Raw genomic sequence first — 19,724 nt, 5'->3', positions numbered from 1 at the left:
CGGACGGCCTCTATCGGTGTCATGCGCTGGACCTAGTCGCGCGACGCTCCGCCCTCAAGGTTGCCGCCCCGGGCCGGCAATGATTTGTTACGGAGCGGCAAGGCGGCGCGACGGACCGAATGGCAGGAAGCGGGCTCTTCAAAAAGGAGTCCAATGTGAAATCCGTCCTGATCGCCGTGGCCGCCGCGCTTGTCCTGCCGCTGCCCGCCGCCGCGCAATCGCTCGATGAAACGCACGAACTGGTCTGGCACCCGGCCGGCAAGACCCCCGCGGCCACCTATCGCATGCGCGACCGTCCGGCATGCACCCCGACCGCTGGGCATCACCAATCGGGCAAGACGGCGATGCCGACGAAGAAGGCTTGCCTTGTGGAAGTGGCGAAGGCGCCGGCCGCAGCGAAGGGTGGAGAGCCAGCGATCGGGCAATAACGGGGCTTCCCCACCCGCCAAGTTCAAAGGCCGTCTCGCCCGTTTCGCAGCTCAAGGCAGCGCGAGTTGCGCCTTGGCGACCTGTTGCAGCTGGACCGCGACCCGGGGATCGATGCCGAGATCGTCGGCGGCGCGCTCATTGGCGCCCAGCCTGGTCGGGTCGACCCCGGTGACGCGGCCGAACACGACCAACGCCTCCAGATAATAGCCGAAGATACTGGCGTGGTAATGGTCGTAGGTCCACAGATCGACCTGGCCGAACGCGACGCCATTATAGGGATCGGGGTCGGCGATTCCGCTCGCGATCGCGCGGTTCCATGCCTCGCCGACGGGGAGGATGCCGCGGAATGCAGGCGACAGCGCGCGAACCCCGTCGGCCGCGCGACGCAAATCCTGCGCCATTGCCGTGATCGGCTTGCCCGACCAGGGGCTGCCCGGCAGATAGACCAGATCGGCGCGGCTCCAGGTCGCCATCAGATAGACGTCGACCCGCGGATTGTTGCGCGCGAACATCGCGGCGAATTGCGGGGCATAGGTGCGATAATCGGTCGCATCGCCCGGGCGATCGCGATCGAGCGTGCTCAGTTCCTGAAGGACGACGACATCCCATTGCCGGGAGACCAACTGACGGCGCTGGTTCCAGTGGAAGCCGAGCGTCTTGCCGCCATCGGTCTCCAGCGCCACCGTATAATTGAGCCCCGATTCGGCGGCGAACAATTTGAACAATGCCGGCACGCCGCCATAGCCGTCGCCGTTCAGATCGATCACGGTGTTGTTGCGATAGCGTTTGACCGCCGAATGCGCCCCTTGGGTGAAGCTGTTGCCGATGAACAGGATCGAGCGCGGTCGGGCGGCCGTCGTCGTCGGAGCTGCGACGGTCGGGGCCGGCGGTGGCGGGGCCACCTGCGCCGCCGCGGGGATCGCGGCGGCGGTGGAGAGCGCCAGACCAAACAGGGCAATCAGTCGCTTCATCGTCAGAACTTCTTCCCAACCTGCATGTACCAATAGCGTCCATAGGGCACGTAGAGCGAGCCGAGATAGCCCGACTCAGTGACTGGCGGCTGCTTGTCGAAGATGTTGCGCGCGCCGACCCTGAAGCTTGTGCCGTCCATCGGGCCTTTCCGGAAGCGGTATTGCACATAGAGGTTGAACTGGGTCTGGCCGTCCACGACGAACGGGTTGCCCGCGCCATCGAGGAAGTTGGTGTCGTACACCGTGCCGATATAATTGGCATAGCCGCCGAGCTGGACCCCGCCCAATGTCCAGGTCAGCGATCCCGACCAGCGCCATTTGGGCTTGCCGTTGACCTGGAGCAGGCTGCTGGCATCGGTCAGCGGGGTAGCCGGATTGATGGTGCCGGCGGCGCGCGCGTCGAACAGCGCCTGCACCGCGGGCGGCGTTTGACGGCTATACTTGGTCAGCCGCGCGACGTTGACGTTGAGGTTGAAGCGCCCAAACCCGGTCTTGACCGTGTAGAGCATGGTCAGATCGTAGCCGCGCACCGTCTGCGGCAGCAGGTTGACGAACTGGTCTTTGATCAGCGTCACCGCGCCCGCCGGGGCAAGCCCGGTGCCGGCGAAGACCGGCGTATCGTCGCTGGTCGGTGCGGCGCGGATCACATTGGGATTGCTCGAGCCTTGCAGGCGCAGCAAGTAATCGAGCACCAGCGCGTTCTGCGCGCCGAACTGTCCGACGATTCCGGTCTGCTTGATCGACCAGTAATCGGCGGTGAAGGTCAGCTTGCCATACTCACTCGGGATGAACTTGGGTTCGAGCACGACGCCCGCGGTCCAGTTGGTGCTGTTCTCGGGCTTGAGGTCGGGATTGCCGCTGACCGAAATCGAATAGCCGATCGTGCGCGAGCAGCCGGGGAAGTTGTTGGCCGCCAGCCGCCCGGCGCGAACATCCGCTTCACAGCGATAATAATCGGTCGATGCGGCGCCGTTGGTGTTGAGCCGCGAAAAAGCGACCGCGTTGGTCTGCTCCAGGTTCGGCGCGCGGAAGCCCTTCGAATAGGACCCGCGCAGGCGGATGCCGTCGATCAGGTCCCAGGCGGCGGCGATCTTGGGCTTCGCCACTGATCCGAAGTCGCTGTAATGTTCGTAGCGGCCGGCGAGTTGGACATCGAGGCGGCGGATCAGCGGCACGTTCATGTCGGGCGAGATGACCGGCACGGCGAGTTCGCCGAACGCCGAAAAAACCGTACGCTCGCCATGGGTGCTGAACGTCGGACTGACCGCGGCGATGTTCGACAGGTTGGTCGCGCCGGTCACCGTATCGGTGAAGGTCACGGTACCGTTGAGGTTCGGGTCGCGATCGTCGCGCTGCGTTTCGCGCCGGCCTTCGATCCCGAGCGCGATACCCAGGCCGCCGGCGGGCAGGCTGATCAGGTCCGGTTTGGACAGCTTGAAATCGGCGAGGCCTAGCGTGGTCTTGGACTGGCGGCGCAGATTGACCTTGAACTGGTCGATCGTCGACTGGCTGGCGGGCGAGCAATCGCCCAGGCTGGGCGATGCCGCGCAGCCGCCGCTGAACGGGTTATAGGCGTCGGGCGTCGACAGCGCCAAATTCTTCTGCAGCTTGGTCATGTCGATCGCGTTCGAACTGTCGGTCGCCTGCGCCTCCGAATAGAGCAGGGCGGTATCGAAATCGAAGCTGCCGATCTTGCCCTTGGCGCCGATCAGGAAACGGTCCTGCCAATTGACCGTGTTGACGACCTGATAGCCGGCATCGAGGAAGCGATAGGTGCTCAAGGTCACCGGCAGGCCGGCGGCGGGGACGTTGGTCAGGCCCGGGATGCGGTTGGGGTTGGTCTGGCCATTGGCGAATTTCACCGGGCCGAACGGGTTCCAGTAATTCGACGCCGGGATGGTGATGGCATTGAGGTTGATCGTCGGCGGCTGGATGCGCTGCGTGTCGGCGCGGTAATAGCCGAGCTCGGTATAGAGCGTGACGCGGTCCGACACGTCATAATGCGCGGTCAGGAAGCTGTTGTAGCGATTGAGCGATGGCGTGACCGAGGTGCCCGGCCGCGTATCGAACCGCTCCGAGCGCAAGGTCGTCGCGGTCGCGCGGGTACCGGTGCCGAGGCAGGTGTCGGCGCTGATCACGAACACGCAGCCCGGGTTGAGCACCGACTGGGTGTGGAACGCGCCGGCCGAGGAGGTCAGCGCCTTGTTGCCCGGGCTCATGCGGATCGTGCCCGGGCCGCCAACCACGGCGAGGTTGGCCCAGGGTGATTGCGTGGCGCGGCCGTCCGCGGTCAGGTTTCCGGCGAAATCGGGATTGTTGGCGAACAGCGACAGCAGATTGTCGCTCGCCGTATACGGCTGGTCCGAAGCGAGCTGTGCGGTGTGCCGGGTATAGTCGAGATAGAGCGACACGTTGCCGCGGCCGCCGCCGAAATTCTTGCCGTACGTACCGGTCACTTCGTAGTCGCGGCGGCTGGCGCCTTCGGGACCGCCATAGCGAAAATCGAAGCTGCCGCCGTTGAGGTCGGTCTTGGTCACCGTGTTGACCACGCCGGCGACCGCGTCCGAGCCATAGATGGCTGCGGCGCCGTCGCGCAGGATCTCGACGCGTTCCAGTCCGGCGACGGGAAGCGAATTGGCATTGTAGCCGAGCACCGGCACATTGCCTTCGCCCGCCTGGCTGGTCGGGTGCGAGACGAGGCGGCGGCCATTGAGCAGCACGAGCGTGTAGCCGATGCCGAGGTTGCGCAGGTTGATCGAATTGACGTCGCCGCGCGCCGCGTTGCTGGTCTGCGGGTTGTTGCCTTCGTTGAAGGTGACGTCGCCAGCCTGCGGGATCGAGCGGAACAGATCGTCGCCCGACGCCGCGCCCATCGCGTCGATCTGGTCGCTGCCGATCACCGTGACGGGCAGCGCGGCGGTGGTCTTAGCGCCGCGGATTTGCGTGCCGACGACGACGATGTCCTTTTCGGATCCGGACTGGCCGTTCGCCCGGCTGTCGCTGCTCTGTGAATCGGTAAGGCCAGGGACATTGTCCTGCGGTGCAGCCTGGTCTTGCGGTGCGGGTTGATCCTGCAGCGTGGCAGGTTTGTCCTGCGCGACTGCCGCGCTTGCCGCAGTCAGCGCCGCGACCGCGGTGCCGGCAGCCAAGGCGCGCCGCCCGATCGATCGGTTCATGTCACTCTCCCTTATTTTATTATGCGATTGTTATTATGCGATGATTTGTGGCTCGACGGCCGCTTCGAGATTCTCTTCGATGAGTGGGCGTTGGTTGAGTGCGCGGTCGAGCGCGGTGCGGTCTAGTTTCCCTTCCCAGCGCGCGACGACGATCGCGGCGACCGCGTTGCCGATGAAATTGGTGAGACTCCGGCACTCGCTCATGAAGCGATCGACGCCCAGGATCAGCGCCATGCCGGCGACCGGCACCGACGGCACGATCGACAAAGTCGCAGCCAGCGTGACGAAGCCGGCGCCGGTGACCCCGGCCGCGCCCTTCGAGCTCAGCATCGCGACGGCCATCAGCAGCAACTGGTCGCCGAGCGATAGGTGAACGCCCGTCGCCTGTGCGATGAACAGCGCGGCCAGCGTCATGTAGATGTTGGTGCCGTCGAGGTTGAACGAATAGCCGGTCGGCACGACCAGTCCGACCACGCCGCGATCGCAGCCCGCCGCTTCCAATTTGGCGATGAGATTGGGGAGCGCAGCTTCGGACGACGAGGTGCCGAGCACGAGCAGCAATTCGGCTTTGAGATAGGCCAGCAGCTTGAGGATCGAGAAACCGTGCACGCGCGCGACCGCGCCGAGCACGACCAGCACGAACAGCAACGACGTTAGATAGAAGGTCGCGACCAAGGCGCCGAGATTGACCAGGCTGCCGACGCCATATTTGCCGATGGTGAAGGCGATCGCGCCGAACGCGCCGATCGGGGCGGCTTTCATCAGGATGCTGGTGAGCTTGAACACGACGAGGCCGAGCCGCTCGACCAGTTCGAGCACGGGCTCGGCGGGGCGGCCGACCAGCGACAGCGAAATGCCGAACAGGATCGCGACGAACAAGGTCTGGAGGATCGACCCTTCGGTCAGTGCCGAGACCATCGTGGTCGGGATGATCGCCATCAGGAAGCCGGTGACGCTGGTCTCGTGCGCGTCGTGGGCATAGCCGGCGACCGCCTTCATATCGAGCGTCGCGGGGTCGACGTTCATCCCCGCGCCGGGCTGGACGACATTGGCGACGACCAGGCCGATGATCAGCGCCAGCGTCGAGAAGACCAGGAAATAACCGAACGCCTTGATCGCGACGCGGCCGACCGAGCCGAGCTCGCGCATCCCGGCGATGCCGCCGACCACGGTCAGGAAGATGACCGGCGCGATGATCATCTTGACCAATTTGATGAACCCGTCGCCGAGCGGCTTGAGCGCTTCGCCCGCGGTCGGCCAGAGATGGCCGAGCAGCGCGCCGAGCACGATCGCGGCGAGCACCTGCGCATAGAGATGGCGATAGAAAGGCGTGCGCGCGGGGGCGGCGGGAGCCTCGACGGGTTGGGCGATCATTCTTCCTCTCTGTGGCGGCGGCAAGCCGCGCGGCTCTTGTCACCGGGCCTTGGTCGTGCATTCTTGCAGCAAGGAGAGAGGCGGGCCAGCGGCTTGTCGCTTCGATCTAATAGACTGAGAAACATGGAAATTATCGATTATTCCAGTCGACGCTCGCAGACAAAATGTGTGGATTCCCGCACACTATCGGCGGGATAGTGCGGATTTTCGCCCCTTCGGTCCGCGCGGCTTGGCGCCGGGTCTGGCTGATCGGGCTCGTGCTGCTGGCGCTGGCCGCGCTGTTGGTCTGGGTGGGCGCGCGCTGGTCGCTGGCGCAGGCGGAGGCGGTGGCCGACGCCACCGCGCGCCAGACCGCACGCACCCATGTCGCCTTGCTGTCGAGCGAGCTTCAAAAATTCCGTCTGCTGCCGCTGGTGCTGGTCGAATATCCCGACATGGCGGCGACACTGGGCGACAGAAGCGGCGCCGCGCAGGCACGGCTCGACCGCACGCTCGAACAGCTCGCGCAGCGCACCGACGCGGCGGCGATCTATGTCGTCGACGCCGCGGGCACGACGCGTGCGGCGAGCAACTGGAACAGCCCCGCCAGCTTTGTCGGCCAGAATTACGGCTTCCGGCCCTATTTCCGCGACGCGATGGCAAACGGGGCGTCCGAATTCTTCGCCTTGGGAACGGTCAGCGGCCGCCCCGGCCTGTATCTTGCCCGCCGCGTCGACCGCGATGGCCGCGCGCTCGGCGTGGTGGTGGTGAAGGTCGAATTCGACGGCGTCGAGGCGGCATGGACGCGCAACACGGGCATGAGCTTCGTCGTCGATGCGCATGGCGTCATCCTGGTGACGGGGGTGCCCGACTGGCGCTTCCATGCGATCCGGCCGATCGACGCGGCAACGATCGCCGACCTCAGGCGCACGCTGCAATTCGGCAATGCTCCACCGGCACCCGCGCCTGTTGCGTTCGACGGTGCCGGTGCGCTGGTGGGCGGCAAGACCCGCTATCGCGTCGCGACCGAACCCGCGCCGCTCGGTGGCGGGCGGTTGTACCATTTGTCGCCGCTCGATCCGCCGCTGGCGGCGGCGCGCAGCCAGGCTTTGTTGCTCGGGCTGGGGCTGCTGCTGGTGGTCGCGGTCGGCGCCGGCTTGCTGATCCGATCGGCCGAGACGCGACGGTTGCAGGCGGCGGCGCGCGCGGCGCTCGAGGAAGAAGTGAAGCGCCGCACCGCCGAATTGAGCGACGCCAATGCGCGGCTGGTGGTCGAGTCCGAGGAACGGATCGAGGCCGACCGGCGCTATCGCGAATCGCGCGAGGAACTCGCTCAGGCCAACCGGCTCGCCTCGCTCGGCCAGATCACCGCCGGGGTCGCGCATGAGATCAACCAGCCGGTCGCGGCGATCCGCACCTTTGCCGAGAACGGCACGACGTTCATCGACCGCAATGCCCCCGGCAAGGCGCGTGAGAATCTGGTGCGGATCGTCGACCTGACCGCGCGGATCGGCACGATCACCGGCGAATTGCGTGCCTTTGCGCGGCGCCGGGCCGGCGCCAGCGGAACCGCGGCGCTGGGCTCGGTGCTCGACGGCGTGCTGCTCCTGCTCGGTGAGCGTGCGCGCGGTGTGGTACGGGTCGAGATCGGTGACCGGCTGCTCGCCACGCCGCTGGTCGGCGATCGCACGCGGCTCGAACAGGTCGTCATCAATCTCGTCCAGAACGCGATCGAGGCGGTCGACGGGCGTGCCGATGGCCGCGTAATGCTGACTGCGGCGCCGGTGGAGGAGGCGGTCGAGCTGACCGTCGCCGACAACGGTCCGGGGCTGGACCCGGCGATCGCGGCGAGCCTGTTCACGCCGTTCGCGTCGGCCAAACCCGAAGGGCTTGGACTCGGGCTGGCGATCGCCCGCGACATCGCGCGCGAATTCGGCGGCGACATCACGCACAGCCCCGGTCCGGCGGGCGCCACTTTCGTCGCGCGATTGAAGACCGCATGACCGGCCCGGTGATCTTCGTCGAGGATGACGACGCATTGCGGCTGGCGACGGGACAGGCGCTCGAACTTGCCGGGATAGAAGTAAAGCCCTTCGCGCGCGCCGATCACGCCGTCGCGGCGATCACTCGCGACTTTCCCGGCGCGATCGTCAGCGACATCCGCATGCCGCATATGGACGGGCTCGAATTCCTGGCGGCGGTGGCAGCGATCGACCGCGAGATCCCGGTCATCCTGATCACCGGTCACGGCGATATCGCGATGGCGGTGGGAGCGATGCGCGATGGCGCGGCCGATTTCCTGACCAAACCGTTCGCGACCGACCATCTGGTCGCCGCGGTCCGCCGCTCGCTCGACCATCGCGCGCTGGTGATGGACAATCGCCGATTGCGCTTGCTGGCCGAGCAGCCCGCCGACGATCCGCTGATCGGCGACAGCCCGCCGATGCAGCGCCTGCGCCACATCGTCCGTCAACTCGCCGAGGCCGATATCGACGTGCTGGTCGAAGGCGAGACCGGGACCGGCAAGGAACTGGTCGCCACCTTGCTGCACCGTTGGGGACGGCGGCGTGCGCGCCCGCTGATGGCGGTCAATTGCGGCGCGTTGCCCGAAGGCCTCGCCGAGATCGAGTTGTTCGGCCATGCCTCGGACAGCGTGCCGCACACCCGGCTGTCGCGCGTCGGCCAGATCGCGGCGTCGAGCGGCGGCACCTTGCTACTCGACGAGATCGACAGCATGCCGATGGCGATGCAGGCGCGGCTGCTCCGCGTGCTGGAGGAACGCGAGGTCCATCCGATCGGCGCCGAGCGGCCCGAACCGGTCGATTTGCGCGTCGTCGCGACCAGCAAGATCGATCTGGCCGAAGCAGTGCGGGCCGGACAATTCCGCGCCGATCTGCTCTATCGGTTGAGCACCGCGCGCATCCGCGTACCGCCGTTACGCGAACGCGGGGAGGACGTGCTGACGCTGTTCGCCTTGTTCGCGCACGAAGCGGGCGAGCAGTTCGGTCAGTCCGACTGGCGGATGGATGCCGCAACGCGTGGGCGGCTGCGTCACCACGACTGGCCCGGCAATGTCCGCGAGCTGCGCAATTTCGCGGTCGAGACGGTGATGGGCATCGCGCCCGACGATCTGCCGGGTCGCGCCGTCGAACGGTCGCTGTCGGAGCGAGTTGCCGACTATGAGGCGAGCGAAATCCGTGCCGCGCTGGAAGTCAGCCGGGGACGGATCCAGCCGGTGCTGAGCGCGCTCGGCCTGCCGCGCAAGACACTCTACGACAAGATGGCGAAATACAGGATCGTGCCGGGGAATTACCGAGGAACCTGACAACGGTTCGATCTGTCGGAGTGCGGTGGCGCCGACACATCCCCCCCCGGAAATGCTGGGGTGCGGCCCCATCCTTGCGGATTGGCCAGCGTTCCCCGGTCGCAGCGCCACCGAGTGGATCATTAGCGCAATTCCGCGTCTGCGCCTTTGAATGCGGAGCCCGCTTACTTGAACGAGTGTTTCAGATAGCGGCGTTAATGATCTTCGTCGGCCAGATCTCGACCGGTTCGGCGGATATATCGCTCGAATTCCTCTACCTTCAGGGCTGCTCCGGTGGGTGCCATCGCGCGATTCGCACGCCAAGAAATACCGCATTTGAATGCACGTTCCGTGTGCGTAACCACCGTCAGATCGATGTCAGGCCAATCAATTGCCGCCGGTAGGTGCTGGGCGCGACGCCGTAGCGCGCGCGGAACGAGCGCGACAGGTGCGCCGCGTCGCTGAACCCGTAAAGGTCGGCAAGCGCCTGTAGCGGCTCGTCGCTGCCGGGCTGGCTCAAAAGCTGGTGGACCGCTTCGAGCCGACGGTTTCGGATATAGGCCTGGACGCCGCCATCGTCGTCGAACAACCGATGCAGGCTGGTCCGCGACAGACCAAGGTCACGGCACAAGCGCGCGATGGTCAGGCCGGCCGATCCGAGGTGTGCGTCGATCAGCGCCCGGGCGGCGTGCGCAGCGGCAGCGCGACGCACTGCCTGTGCGCTTTCGGGCTCCGCCGAGCGCTCGGTCAATACCAGCAGGTCGATGATCGTCCGCGACAGCAGCGGAATGTCTTCCTCGCAATAGGCGTCGGCGGTCTGCAACAGCCGGTCGAGATAGGCGATCAGCGCGGCGCCGGCGGCGGAGCGGACGACCACGCCATGCAAGGCCGCGACGTCGAGGCCGTTGCTGGTCGCCAGCGGTCGAGCAACGGCCACCAGGATCGTCCGGCTCGCGCTCGAATCGTGGCGCGAGGTCTGCGACAGGTCGACGAAATGCACGCTGCCCGGGCCGGTGCGAAACGGGCGGTCGCCCATAACGCCTGCCGCGCGCCCGGCCAGCGTGATGGCGATATTCAACGTCCCGGGATCGTTCGCGGCGATCAATTGGGCATCCCGAACCCAGCGCTGGGCCGTGAAATCGGCGCGATGCACGATCAGATCGCCGAGCAGGAGCGACACCGCCGAAGCGGCGAACGGCTCGTGCGGCGTCGTGCGATAGAGCGTGCCGATGCTCGGCCACGGCCGCTCGACCCAGGCGCTGTGACTGGTGGCGCCCGAATCCGCCTTGAAGTGCCGAAGCCGGAGGCGCGGGGACGAACGCATCAGCGTCTCCTAGCAGCGGCGGCGACGTTAGTGGAGCGCGCGGAGGCCGATCCCGACCTGCTCGCCAATGCTCGAGACCTTGCCGCCGCTACCAAACGTGGACGCGATCCTCGGGCGCCAGGTACAATTTGTCGCCCGGCTTGACGCCGAACGCGGCGTACCAGGCGTCCATGTTCCGGACGATGCCGTTGACGCGATATTCCTCCGGGCTGTGCGGGTTGGACAGAAGTTGCGCGCGTAACGCGCCTTCGCGTGCCTTGCCTTGCCAGCTCTGGGCATAAGCGATGAAGAAGCGCTGGTCGCCGGTATAGCCATCGATCACCGCCGGCTCGCCATGGCGCGCGACATAGCGCCGATACGCAGCGTATGCGGCTTCGAGCCCGCCGAGGTCGCCGAGATTCTCGCCCAGGGTCAGCTCGCCCTTGATGTGGACGCCGGGGATCGGCTCGTAACCGTTGAACTGCGCGACCAGCTTTTGCGCGTGCGCGGTGTAGCGGTCGGCCGATTCCTTGGTCCACCAGTCGCGGAGTTTGCCCTGAGCGTCGAACTGGCGGCCTTCGTCGTCGAAGCCATGACCCATTTCGTGGCCGATCGTGGCACCGGTCTCGCCGTAATTGACCGCGGGATCGGCGGCGGGATCGAAGAACGGCGGTTGCAGGATCGCCGCCGGGAACGTCACCTGGTTCATCAGCGGATTGTAATAAGCGTTCACTTCCTGGACGTTCATGTCCCACAGCCCGCGGTCGACCGGTTTGGGCAGCCGCGACAATTCCAGCTTCCACTGGAAATCCTCGGCGGCGATCGCATTGCCGAGCGGATCGGTCCGCGACACCGTCATCGCCGAATAATCGATATATTTGGCCGGATGCCCGATCCGCGGATCGAACGAGGCGAGCTTGGCGAGCGCTTCCTTGCGGGTCGGGTCGTCCATCCACGCCGCGTTGTCGATCTTTTCCTTATACGCCGCGCGCAAATCGCCGATCAGCTCGGTCATCTGCTTGTCGGTGTCGGCGGTCCAGTGATGCTGGGCGTAGAGTTCGCCGACCGCTTCGCCGAGATAGTCGTTGAGCAGGCGCACACCGCGCTTCCAGCGTTCGGGCTGGCTCTGCACGTCCTGCATCGTCCGGCTGTAGAAACCGAACCGCGTGTCGTCGAACGCTTTGGGCAGATATTGCGCATGGTCGCTGATGAAGCGGAAGGTCATCCAGTCCTTCCAGGTGGCGAGCGGCGTCGCGCCGATCGCCTTGCCCGCCGCGGCCACCGCGCTCGGCTCGGCGACGACCACGATCGGCATCTTGCCCAGGCCGATCTTGGCCAGCACCGGGGTCCAGTCGAATTGCGGGGCGAGCTTGTTGAGGCCCGCGCGGTCCATCGGATTGTAGATCTTGACCGGATCGCGCCGCGCCTCGGGCGTCCATTGGTCCTGCGCCAGCTTAGTCTCGAGCGCGATGATCGCATCGGCCTTGGCCGCGGCATCCGGGATCCCGGCCAGCTCCTGGATATGGATGATATAATCGCGATAGGCCTTGCGATAGCCGACGTACTTGGCGTCGGGCAGCAGATAGTAATCGCGCGTCGGCAGGCCGAGCCGGGCCTGGCCGGTGTCGACCGTATAATGGGTCGGATCCTTGGAATTGGGGCTGACCCCGATGTTGATCGGCGCGGCAAAACCGGGCTCGGCCATCAGCGCGACGAGCTGGTTGGTATTGCTGACCGTGGCGATCCGCGCGAGCCAGGGCTTGAGCGGCGCGGTGCCGCGCGCCTCGATCCCGGCCTGGTCCATCCAGGCGCCGTAGAAATTGGTGATCCGGCGCATCTTGGGGTCGGCCGGGTTGGCGCCGGCATCCTCGACCAGCTTGCGGACTTCCGCCTCGCTTTCGTCGGGCATGTCGTAATTATAGCCGGCGCGCGCCTTGTCGGGGGCGATCGGCGCGGTCTTGAGCCAGCTGCCCTCGGCGTATCGGAAGAAATCGTCGCCGGGCTTGGTTGCCTTGTCCATCGAGGTGTAATCGACGCCCCACGGGCCGTATTTCGGCTTGGGTGCGGTCTGGGCAAGCGCCAGCCCCGACATGCCCAGCAGCAACAGCGCAGCAACTCGCTTGATCGCCATGACGAAACTCCCCGCTCGATGATCGCTCGCGCGGTGTGTTGTCAGACTAGGGCGGCCGACAAAAGCGGAATCTTGTTGCCCGGTTTCAGGCGGCTTCGGCGACGATCTGGCGCAGCGCGCGCTCGAACGCTTCCGGCGGCTGGCCGCCCGAGATCAGGTAGCGGCCGTCGATGACGACCGCCGGCACCGAGTTGATGCCGCGCGACTGCCACAGACGTTCGGCGTCGCGGACCTCTTGCGCGTAGCGGCCCGAGGACAAGACTTCACGTGCGGTGGCGCCGTCGAGCCCGGCCTGCTCGGCGATCGAGACCAGAGTGTCGTGATCCGACACGTCGAGGCCTCGAGTGAAGTTGGCCGCGAGCAAGGCATGTTTGAGCGCGAGCTGACGCCCTTCGAACTCGGCCCAATGGAGCAGGCGGTGCGCGTCGAACGTATTGTGCAGCCGCCGCTCGCCCAACATTGCCATGTCGAACCCAACCGCCGCCGCGCGGTCGCGGATCGTGTCGCGATTGGCGGCGGCTTGCTCGGCGCTGATGCCGTATTTGCGCTTGATATGCTCGACTGAATCCTCGCCTTCGGGCGGCATGTCGGGATTGAGTTCGAACGGCTGGAAGGTGATCTGCGCATCGACCAGGTCGCCGGCGCGCGCCAGCGCTTCCTCCAGCCCATTGAGGCCGACCGCGCACCACGGGCAGGCGATGTCGGAGACGAAATCGATCTTGATTGGCCGGGGCATTCGGCATCCTTTCCTGTGCGGTCACGGCACAGATAAGAATCGGATTGCCGCATTTCATCGGTGCCGCGCACGGGCGACGGTTTTCGTCTTATGCCGGGCATCTTAAGTGCGCGACGACGCGGTTTACGCGCACTTAATCGTGTCGGGTGCATGAAGCGGTGATGCTGCATGCACCCGTGTCCAAGCCGGAAGAGGAATCGCCGTCGCCTTCGCTGTTTGCGCAGGCGCGGTCGGCGGTGATCTGGCGCTCGGGCGCGCAGATCGTCGGGCAGATCATCACCTGGGGCGCGACCTTCCTGGTCATCCGCATCCTCGACCCGCACGATTACGGCCTGTTTGCGATGACCCAGGTCGTGCTCGCGGTGCTGAATATGCTCAACGGCGCTGGCCTCGCGAGCGGGCTGATCCAGAAGCCCGATGCCGACGAGCGCACGATCCGCCAGCTGTACGGCATGCTGATCGTGCTCAATTTCGGGCTGGGCGCGGTGCAGTTCCTGATGGCGCCATTGGTCGCGGCCTATTTCCACCAGCCGATCGTCGCCGACCTGCTGCGCGTGCAGGCGTTCCTCTATGTCACGACGCCGTTCGTGGCGTTTCCCTATGCGCTATTGGCGCGGGCGATCGATTTCAAGCAACAGGCCAAGGTCTATTTCCTGTCGTCGATCACGGGTGCCGTGGCGGCGCTGGCGGGTGCCTATGCGGGTCTCGGCGTGTGGACGCTGATCCTGGCGCCGGCGGTCCTCTACACCACGCGCGCGATCGGGATGACCAGGGTATCGGGGCATCATTACCGTCCGTTGTTCGACTTCCGCGGTGCGGGCGAGCTCGCCAAATTCGGCGGGCTGATGGCGGCGGGGCAGTTCTTCTGGGTGCTGCAGAGCCAGGCCGATGTGTTCATCGCCGGCCGCGTGCTCGATCCGGCGACGCTTGGGCTCTATACGACCGGGCTGTTCCTGACGCAGATCCTGGTGTCCAAGTTCGTGCCGGCAATCAACGACGTCGCCTTTTCGATCTATGCGCGGATGCAGGATGATCGCGATGCCGTCGCCCAAGGCTTTGCGCGCTCGTCGCGAATGGTGATGCTGGTGGCGATGCCTTTCTATGTCGGGCTGGCGGTAACTGCTGGGCCGCTGGTGGCGACCGTGCTCGGGCCCAAATGGGTCGAGGCCGCGCCGCTCGTGCGGCTGCTCGCGGTGGCGATGCCGGCGATGACGCTCCAGGTATTGTTCAGCCCGGCGTGCAGCGCGATGGGGCGGCCGGGGATCAACGTGCATACCGGCATGATCGGTGCGGTACTGTTGTCGCTGGCGTTCGTGGTCGGGCTGCGCTGGGGTGTGACCGGGCTCGCTGCCTCGTGGTTCTTCGCCTATATCATCTATCTGGCGATCACCGCGTGGCGCGTGCTCCCGGTGCTCGGGCTGTCGGCGATGGCGCTGGCGAAAGCGATCGCGCCGACCGTGACGCCGGCACTGGCAATGGGCGCTTTGGTCGTCGGGATCGACACCATCCTGCCCGCGATGGCGGTGCAGCTTCACCTGACTATCCTGGTCGCGGCGGGCGGCGTGGCCTATCTCGGCTGGCTGTGGCTGTTCTCGAAGGACATTCTGCGCGAGGCGATCTCGATGGTGCGCGGCAAACCTTATTATCGCGCGGGCGAGGGGCCGGCCCAGGTCACCAGCGCCGCCTGATAGCCGGGCGCCGGCTCGAACGAGGCCAAGGTCCAGCCCGGCTCGTCGCTGGTGAAGCGCGCGGGCTCGCCGGGTGCCACCGACACGGTGAAGGCGTCGAGCGGATGGGACAGGCCGAGGCCGAGCGCTTTCACGTAGGCTTCCTTGCGCGTCCAGCAATTGTAGAAGCCCGCCATCCATTGCTCGCTCGGGAGCGCGGTCAGCGTCTCATATTCTTCAGCCGCGAACAGCCGTTGGGCGACGCGCGGACAGGCCAGTTCGGGATTGCGCCATTCGATGTCGCAGCCGATCGCTCCGCCGCGCATCGTCGCCAGCAGCGCCAGCCCGTTCGAGTGCGACAGGTTGAAGGCAAGATCGGGATCGTCGCGCAGAAACGGCTTGCCGTGCTCGTCCGTGGCGATGCGCACCATCTGCGGCGCGATACCCAGTTCCTGACCGAGATGCGCGCGCATCAGTCCGCGCCGCGCGACGAACCGGTCGCGGTCGATGGGCCGGCGAAAACTCGAAGCGCGCAGACACTCATCCGCGTCGAGCCAGCAACGATATTCGTCGAGTTCCGCGCGCGGCAGGTCGAGGTCGAGCAACGTCAGGGTCGCAATGCCCGGCGCGGCGCGGTCGATCGCGACCATCTCCATGATCAGGGCCTCAGGCGGCGGCCCGGCCGGCAGGCCCGATCGAGCGCTTCGTTCAGCCGCTGCGCGAAGGTCGCGACGTTGGGCGCTTCGGCCATCGTGCCGTGCGTGCCCGGAACGTCGAACGATTCGAGCGAGCCCCGTACGACTTCCGACCAACCCGGGCGGCTGTCGAGCACCGCCAGCCGTTCGGCCGGCTGGAACAAGGCGACCACGCCGTCATAGTCGCCGGGGAAATAGCTATACGCGGCCTGCTCCATCTGCGCGGCGAAGACGCGGTAGCGACCCTCGCGCTCGGCGATCTCGGCGACGCCGACATCTTCCATCAGGCCCCGCGCGCGGTCGAAGGCGTAATCCAGCCGCTTGCCGATCGGCAGATTGCTCCACACGCCGAGATGGTAGCGCGCCTTGCTCATCCGCATCTGCGTCGAGGTAATCTTCTGGAATGCGACCGGGTTCATCGTATGGCCGAGCGCGAGCAGCGGCACGTCTTCGCCCGCAGCGCGCAATTGCCGCGCGACCTCGAACGCCATGATGCCGTTGGTGCACCAGCCGCCGATCAGATACGGACCGTGCGGGCGGCTCTCGCGGATCACCGTGACGATCTCCGACGCCATCTGCTCGAACGTCATGCCCGGCTGCAAGGTGCGCTCGAGGATCGGGCCGAGCGGCAGCCCGAGGAACGGGCGGTCGGTGCCCATCGCTTCCGCCAGCGCCATGAAGGTCGGGCCGCCGTCGAGCCACAATAGCGGCAATTCGTCGCCGAGCGGCTGGAGCGGCACCCACTCGCCGAGATCGGCAATGACATTGCCCTCGATCCGCTCGGCGAGCTTTTCGAGCGTCGGCGCCTGGAAGAATTCGGCCATGCCGATGCGGCGGCCCCATTGCTGTTCGATGCGGACGAGCAGCCGCGCGACGAGCAGCGAATGCCCGCCGAGTTCGAAGAAGCTGTCGTCGCGGCTGACCTGGCCGATACGCAGCAGGTCGCACCAGATCGCGGCGAGCTTCTCCTCGGTCTCGCCCTGCGGCGGTTCGATCTCGCGCGCACCCGCGCCACCAGGCTGCGGCAGCGCCTTGCGGTCGACTTTCGCATTGGGCGTCATCGGCAAGGCCGGCAGATGCTCGAAATGCGAGGGGATCATGTAATCGGGCAGCGTCCGGGCGAGATGCTCGCGAAGCTCGGCGCGGCTCGGCGGCGTGTCGCCGCGGGTGACGATATAGGCCGCGAGTGCGCGTTCGCCCGAGGCGTCGGGCCAGCTGCGCACGGCGGCGGCGGCGATGTCGGGATGCTCGGCGAGCGCGCCTTCGATCTCCTCGACCGCGACGCGATAGCCGCGGATCTTCTCGTCATTGTCGACGCGGCCGAGGCACAGGATCGTGCCGTCGGGCCGATAGCGGGCGAGGTCGCCGGTGCGGTAGAGGCGCTCGCCACGGATCTCGACGAAGCGCTCGGCGGTGAGGTCGGCGCGGTGGCGATAGCCGTGCGCGAGGCCGGCGCCGCCGATGAACAATTCGCCGACCACGCCGATCGGCGCGGTGTTGCCATAGCGGTCGAGGATATGGATCGTCGTGTTGGCGATCGGGCGGCCGATCGGCACCGGGCCGTCGCCGGACGTGACGCGCGCGACGGTCGACCAGATCGTGGTCTCGGTCGGGCCGTAGACGTTCCATAGCTCGCCCGAGCGTTGGACCAGGCTTTCGGCGAGGTCGCGCGGCAGCGCTTCGCCGCCGCACAGGATGCGCAGGGTCGGCGATCCTTGCCAGTTCGCCTCGATCAGCGCACGCCAGGTCGCGGGGGTCGCCTGCATGACGCTCGGTTTGGCGCCGACGAATAGCTCGTTCAACTGGCGCGGGTCGGCGGTGACGCTCTTGGGCGCAACGATCAGCTCGCCGCCGCTGATCAGCGGCAGGAACAGTTCGAGCGCGGCAATGTCGAACGACAAGGTGGTGACCGCGAGCAGCGAATCCTCGGACGTGAAGCCGGGGTTGGCGCGGAACGAGGTCAGCAGGTTGATCAGCGCTTGATGGCCGATCTCGACACCCTTGGGATTGCCGGTCGAACCCGACGTGTAGAGGACATAGGCGAGGTCGGTCGGCTGGACGGAGACCGATGGACGTGTGGTCCCGGCCGGCGCGACGTCCTCGATCAGGATGCGCTTGAGCGGGCATTTTGGCAGGACGTGGCTCAGGCGCCGCTCGGTCAGCAGCGCGGCGGCGCCCGCATCGGTCGCGATATAATCGAGCCGCGCGACGGGGAAATCGGGATCGAGCGGCAGGTACGCCGCGCCGATCCGGTGCACCGCGAACAAGGCGGCGACCATGTCGGGCGAGCGGTCGAGGCAGATGCCGACCAGATCGCCTGGCCTGAGCCCGGCTGCATGCAAGGTGCCCGCAATGGCGTCGGCGCGCGCGTCGAGCGCGGCATAGCTGACCGCCTGATCGCCGAAGCGGATCGCGATGGCATCGGGCCTCGCCGCGACTTGCGCACGGAACGCCTCGGGCAGCATCGCCGACGACAGCGGCGTGGCAGTGTCATTCCAGTCGACCAGCAATTGCTGCCGCTCGCGCTCGCCGAGCAGCGGCAGGTCCTTGAGCGGCCGGGTCGCATCCGCAACCACGCCTTCGAGGATCGTCAGATAATGACCGATCATCCGCCGCACCGTCGACGGGTCGAACAATTCGGTCGAATAGAGGAAGCGGCCGTGCATCCCCTCATTCTGGCGCTCGTCGAGTTCGAGATAGAGGTCGAACTTGGCGCCCCCGACCACGACGTCCATCTGGGTCAGGTCCCAGCCGTCGGGGAAGGGATCGACCGGCGGTTCGATCGAGAACAGGCAATTGAACAGGGGATGCGTGCCCGGCCGGCGCTTGACGTCGAGCGCGCGGACCACCTCGTCGAAGGGCGCTTCGCTCGCGGCGAGCGCGCCGAGCACGGAGTCGCGCACTTCGGTCAGGAAATCGCTGAACCGTGTCTCGCCTTTGGGCTTAGCCCTCAGCGCGATCGTGTTGAGGAAATAGCCGACGACATTTTCGAGTTCGGGGCGGCGGCGCAGGTCAGTAACCCCGCCGACGATGATATCCTCGTCGCCCGAATAGAGGTGGAGCTGCGCGTGATAGGCGGCGAGCAGGGTCATGTAGAGCGTGACGCCGTGGCGTTGTCCGACCAGCTTCAAGTTTTCGATCAGGTCGTTCGGAATCTCGAACACTTCCATCGACCCGGCATGGGTCGGGCGCGCCGGCTTGGTGCGGTCGCCGACCAGTTCGAGCTTGGGCGGCGCATCGGCCAACGTGCGGCGCCAATAGTCGATCTGCTTCTGGATCGGCGCGCTCTTGAGATGCTCCTGCTGCCAGATCGTGTAATCGCCATATTGCAGCGCGGCCATCGGCAGCGGCGAGGGCGCGCCGCGCGAGAAAGCGTCGTAGAGTTTGGCCAGCTCGGGCACGATCACGCGATAGATCGCGACGCCGTCGAAGATGATGTGGTGGAGCGTGAAATAGAGCCGGTGATTGTCGTCGGCGAGCTTGACGATGCGCGCGCGAAACAGCGGCGCGTCGTTCAGGTCGATCGCGCGGCGCGCATCCTCCTGGCCGATCGCCAGCGCGGCGGCGTCGCGCTCGGCTTCGGGCAGATGGCTGACATCGTCATAGGGCAGCACGATGTCGCGATGCTCGCGGACGCGCTGCACCAGCACGCCGCCTTCCTCGACGAACGCGGTGCGCCAGGCTTCGTGCCGACGCAGGATTTCGTTGACGCTGCGCTCCATCGCGCCGCGGTCGAAACTGCCGAAGCGGTGGATCGTGATCGACTCGTTATAGAGCGGCACGTCCGGCGCCATGATGGCGTGGAGCCACACCTGACGCTGGTCGGCCGACAGCGGGATCTCCGCGTCCGGTGTGCGCTTCTCGATCTGCTGCGGCTTGGCGACGGCCACGCCGCCGCCCCGCATCATCTTTTCGAGCAGTGCCCGCTTCGACGCGGACAGATCGACATGCGCATTCAT

The 19,724-nt window shown here is 66.4% G+C and carries 12 protein-coding genes; 4 read left to right on the top strand and 8 right to left on the bottom strand.

All coding sequences use genetic code 11. From position 1 onward, the window contains the following. Nucleotides 1-155 precede the first annotated feature (155 nt). Nucleotides 156-428, top strand: a complete 273-nt coding sequence (locus tag AC1DQQ_RS09670; RefSeq protein ID WP_478030880.1) for a hypothetical protein — start codon at nt 156-158, stop codon at nt 426-428. Between the two features lie 51 nt (nt 429-479). On the opposite strand, the gene AC1DQQ_RS09665 is transcribed toward AC1DQQ_RS09670, so the two are convergent. From AC1DQQ_RS09665 to AC1DQQ_RS09655, 3 genes are read right to left on the bottom strand one after another with little or no spacing between them, the layout of a single operon-like run. Then, a complete protein-coding gene (locus AC1DQQ_RS09665) occupies nt 480-1,400 on the bottom strand; it encodes a PEP-CTERM sorting domain-containing protein (RefSeq protein WP_478045027.1) in 921 nt (306 codons plus the stop codon). Nucleotides 1,401-1,402: 2 nt separating this feature from the next. Continuing rightward, entirely contained in the window at nt 1,403-4,576 is a 3,174-nt protein-coding gene (locus tag AC1DQQ_RS09660; protein ID WP_478045026.1) for a TonB-dependent receptor domain-containing protein, read from the bottom strand. A 33-nt stretch (nt 4,577-4,609) separates the two neighbouring features. Then, nucleotides 4,610-5,950, bottom strand: coding sequence for a dicarboxylate/amino acid:cation symporter (locus AC1DQQ_RS09655; protein ID WP_478045025.1), 1,341 nt, complete (start codon nt 5,948-5,950; stop codon nt 4,610-4,612). Between the two features lie 197 nt (nt 5,951-6,147). Between AC1DQQ_RS09655 and AC1DQQ_RS09650 the strand changes: the two genes are divergently transcribed. Together AC1DQQ_RS09650 and AC1DQQ_RS09645 are read left to right on the top strand one after the other, a co-directional pair. Next, complete coding sequence (locus tag AC1DQQ_RS09650) at nt 6,148-7,932, top strand: sensor histidine kinase (protein ID WP_478045024.1); 1,785 nt, start codon at nt 6,148-6,150, stop codon at nt 7,930-7,932. Further along, a complete protein-coding gene (locus AC1DQQ_RS09645) occupies nt 7,929-9,254 on the top strand; it encodes a sigma-54-dependent transcriptional regulator (protein WP_478045023.1) in 1,326 nt (441 codons plus the stop codon). Before AC1DQQ_RS09650 ends, AC1DQQ_RS09645 begins: the two co-directional genes overlap by 4 nt. A gap of 346 nt (nt 9,255-9,600) precedes the next feature. Here the strand turns inward: AC1DQQ_RS09645 and AC1DQQ_RS09640 are convergent, their stop codons facing one another. The 3 genes from AC1DQQ_RS09640 to AC1DQQ_RS09630 all read right to left on the bottom strand — a co-directional run bounded on the left by AC1DQQ_RS09640 (nt 9,601) and on the right by AC1DQQ_RS09630 (nt 13,403). After that, nucleotides 9,601-10,557, bottom strand: a complete 957-nt coding sequence (locus tag AC1DQQ_RS09640) for a helix-turn-helix domain-containing protein (RefSeq protein WP_478030871.1) — start codon at nt 10,555-10,557, stop codon at nt 9,601-9,603. Between the two features lie 88 nt (nt 10,558-10,645). Further along, nucleotides 10,646-12,667 (bottom strand): M13 family metallopeptidase, encoded by a 2,022-nt coding sequence (locus AC1DQQ_RS09635; protein WP_478045022.1) that lies wholly within the window; start codon nt 12,665-12,667, stop codon nt 10,646-10,648. 85 nt (nt 12,668-12,752) lie between these two features. Continuing rightward, nucleotides 12,753-13,403, bottom strand: coding sequence for a DsbA family oxidoreductase (locus tag AC1DQQ_RS09630; protein ID WP_478042569.1), 651 nt, complete (start codon nt 13,401-13,403; stop codon nt 12,753-12,755). A gap of 161 nt (nt 13,404-13,564) precedes the next feature. Here AC1DQQ_RS09630 and AC1DQQ_RS09625 point away from each other — a divergent pair, with 161 nt between their 5' ends. Further along, a complete protein-coding gene (locus AC1DQQ_RS09625) occupies nt 13,565-15,091 on the top strand; it encodes a lipopolysaccharide biosynthesis protein (protein WP_478045021.1) in 1,527 nt (508 codons plus the stop codon). On the opposite strand, the gene AC1DQQ_RS09620 is transcribed toward AC1DQQ_RS09625, so the two are convergent. Next, entirely contained in the window at nt 15,046-15,726 is a 681-nt protein-coding gene (locus AC1DQQ_RS09620) for a 4'-phosphopantetheinyl transferase family protein (protein ID WP_478045019.1), read from the bottom strand. The two genes, AC1DQQ_RS09625 and AC1DQQ_RS09620, sit on opposite strands and share 46 nt — an antisense overlap. Before the next feature lie 2 nt (nt 15,727-15,728). Beyond that, nucleotides 15,729-19,724 carry a non-ribosomal peptide synthetase gene (locus tag AC1DQQ_RS09615; RefSeq protein ID WP_478045018.1) on the bottom strand — a complete coding sequence of 1,332 codons (3,996 nt, stop codon included), beginning with the start codon at nt 19,722-19,724 and terminating at the stop codon, nt 15,729-15,731.

This window comes from Sphingomonas sp. P4_G3 (assembly GCF_056401105.1).
Note: the sequence above shows the minus strand (reverse complement) of the source record. Positions and strands in the feature narration are given on the sequence as shown.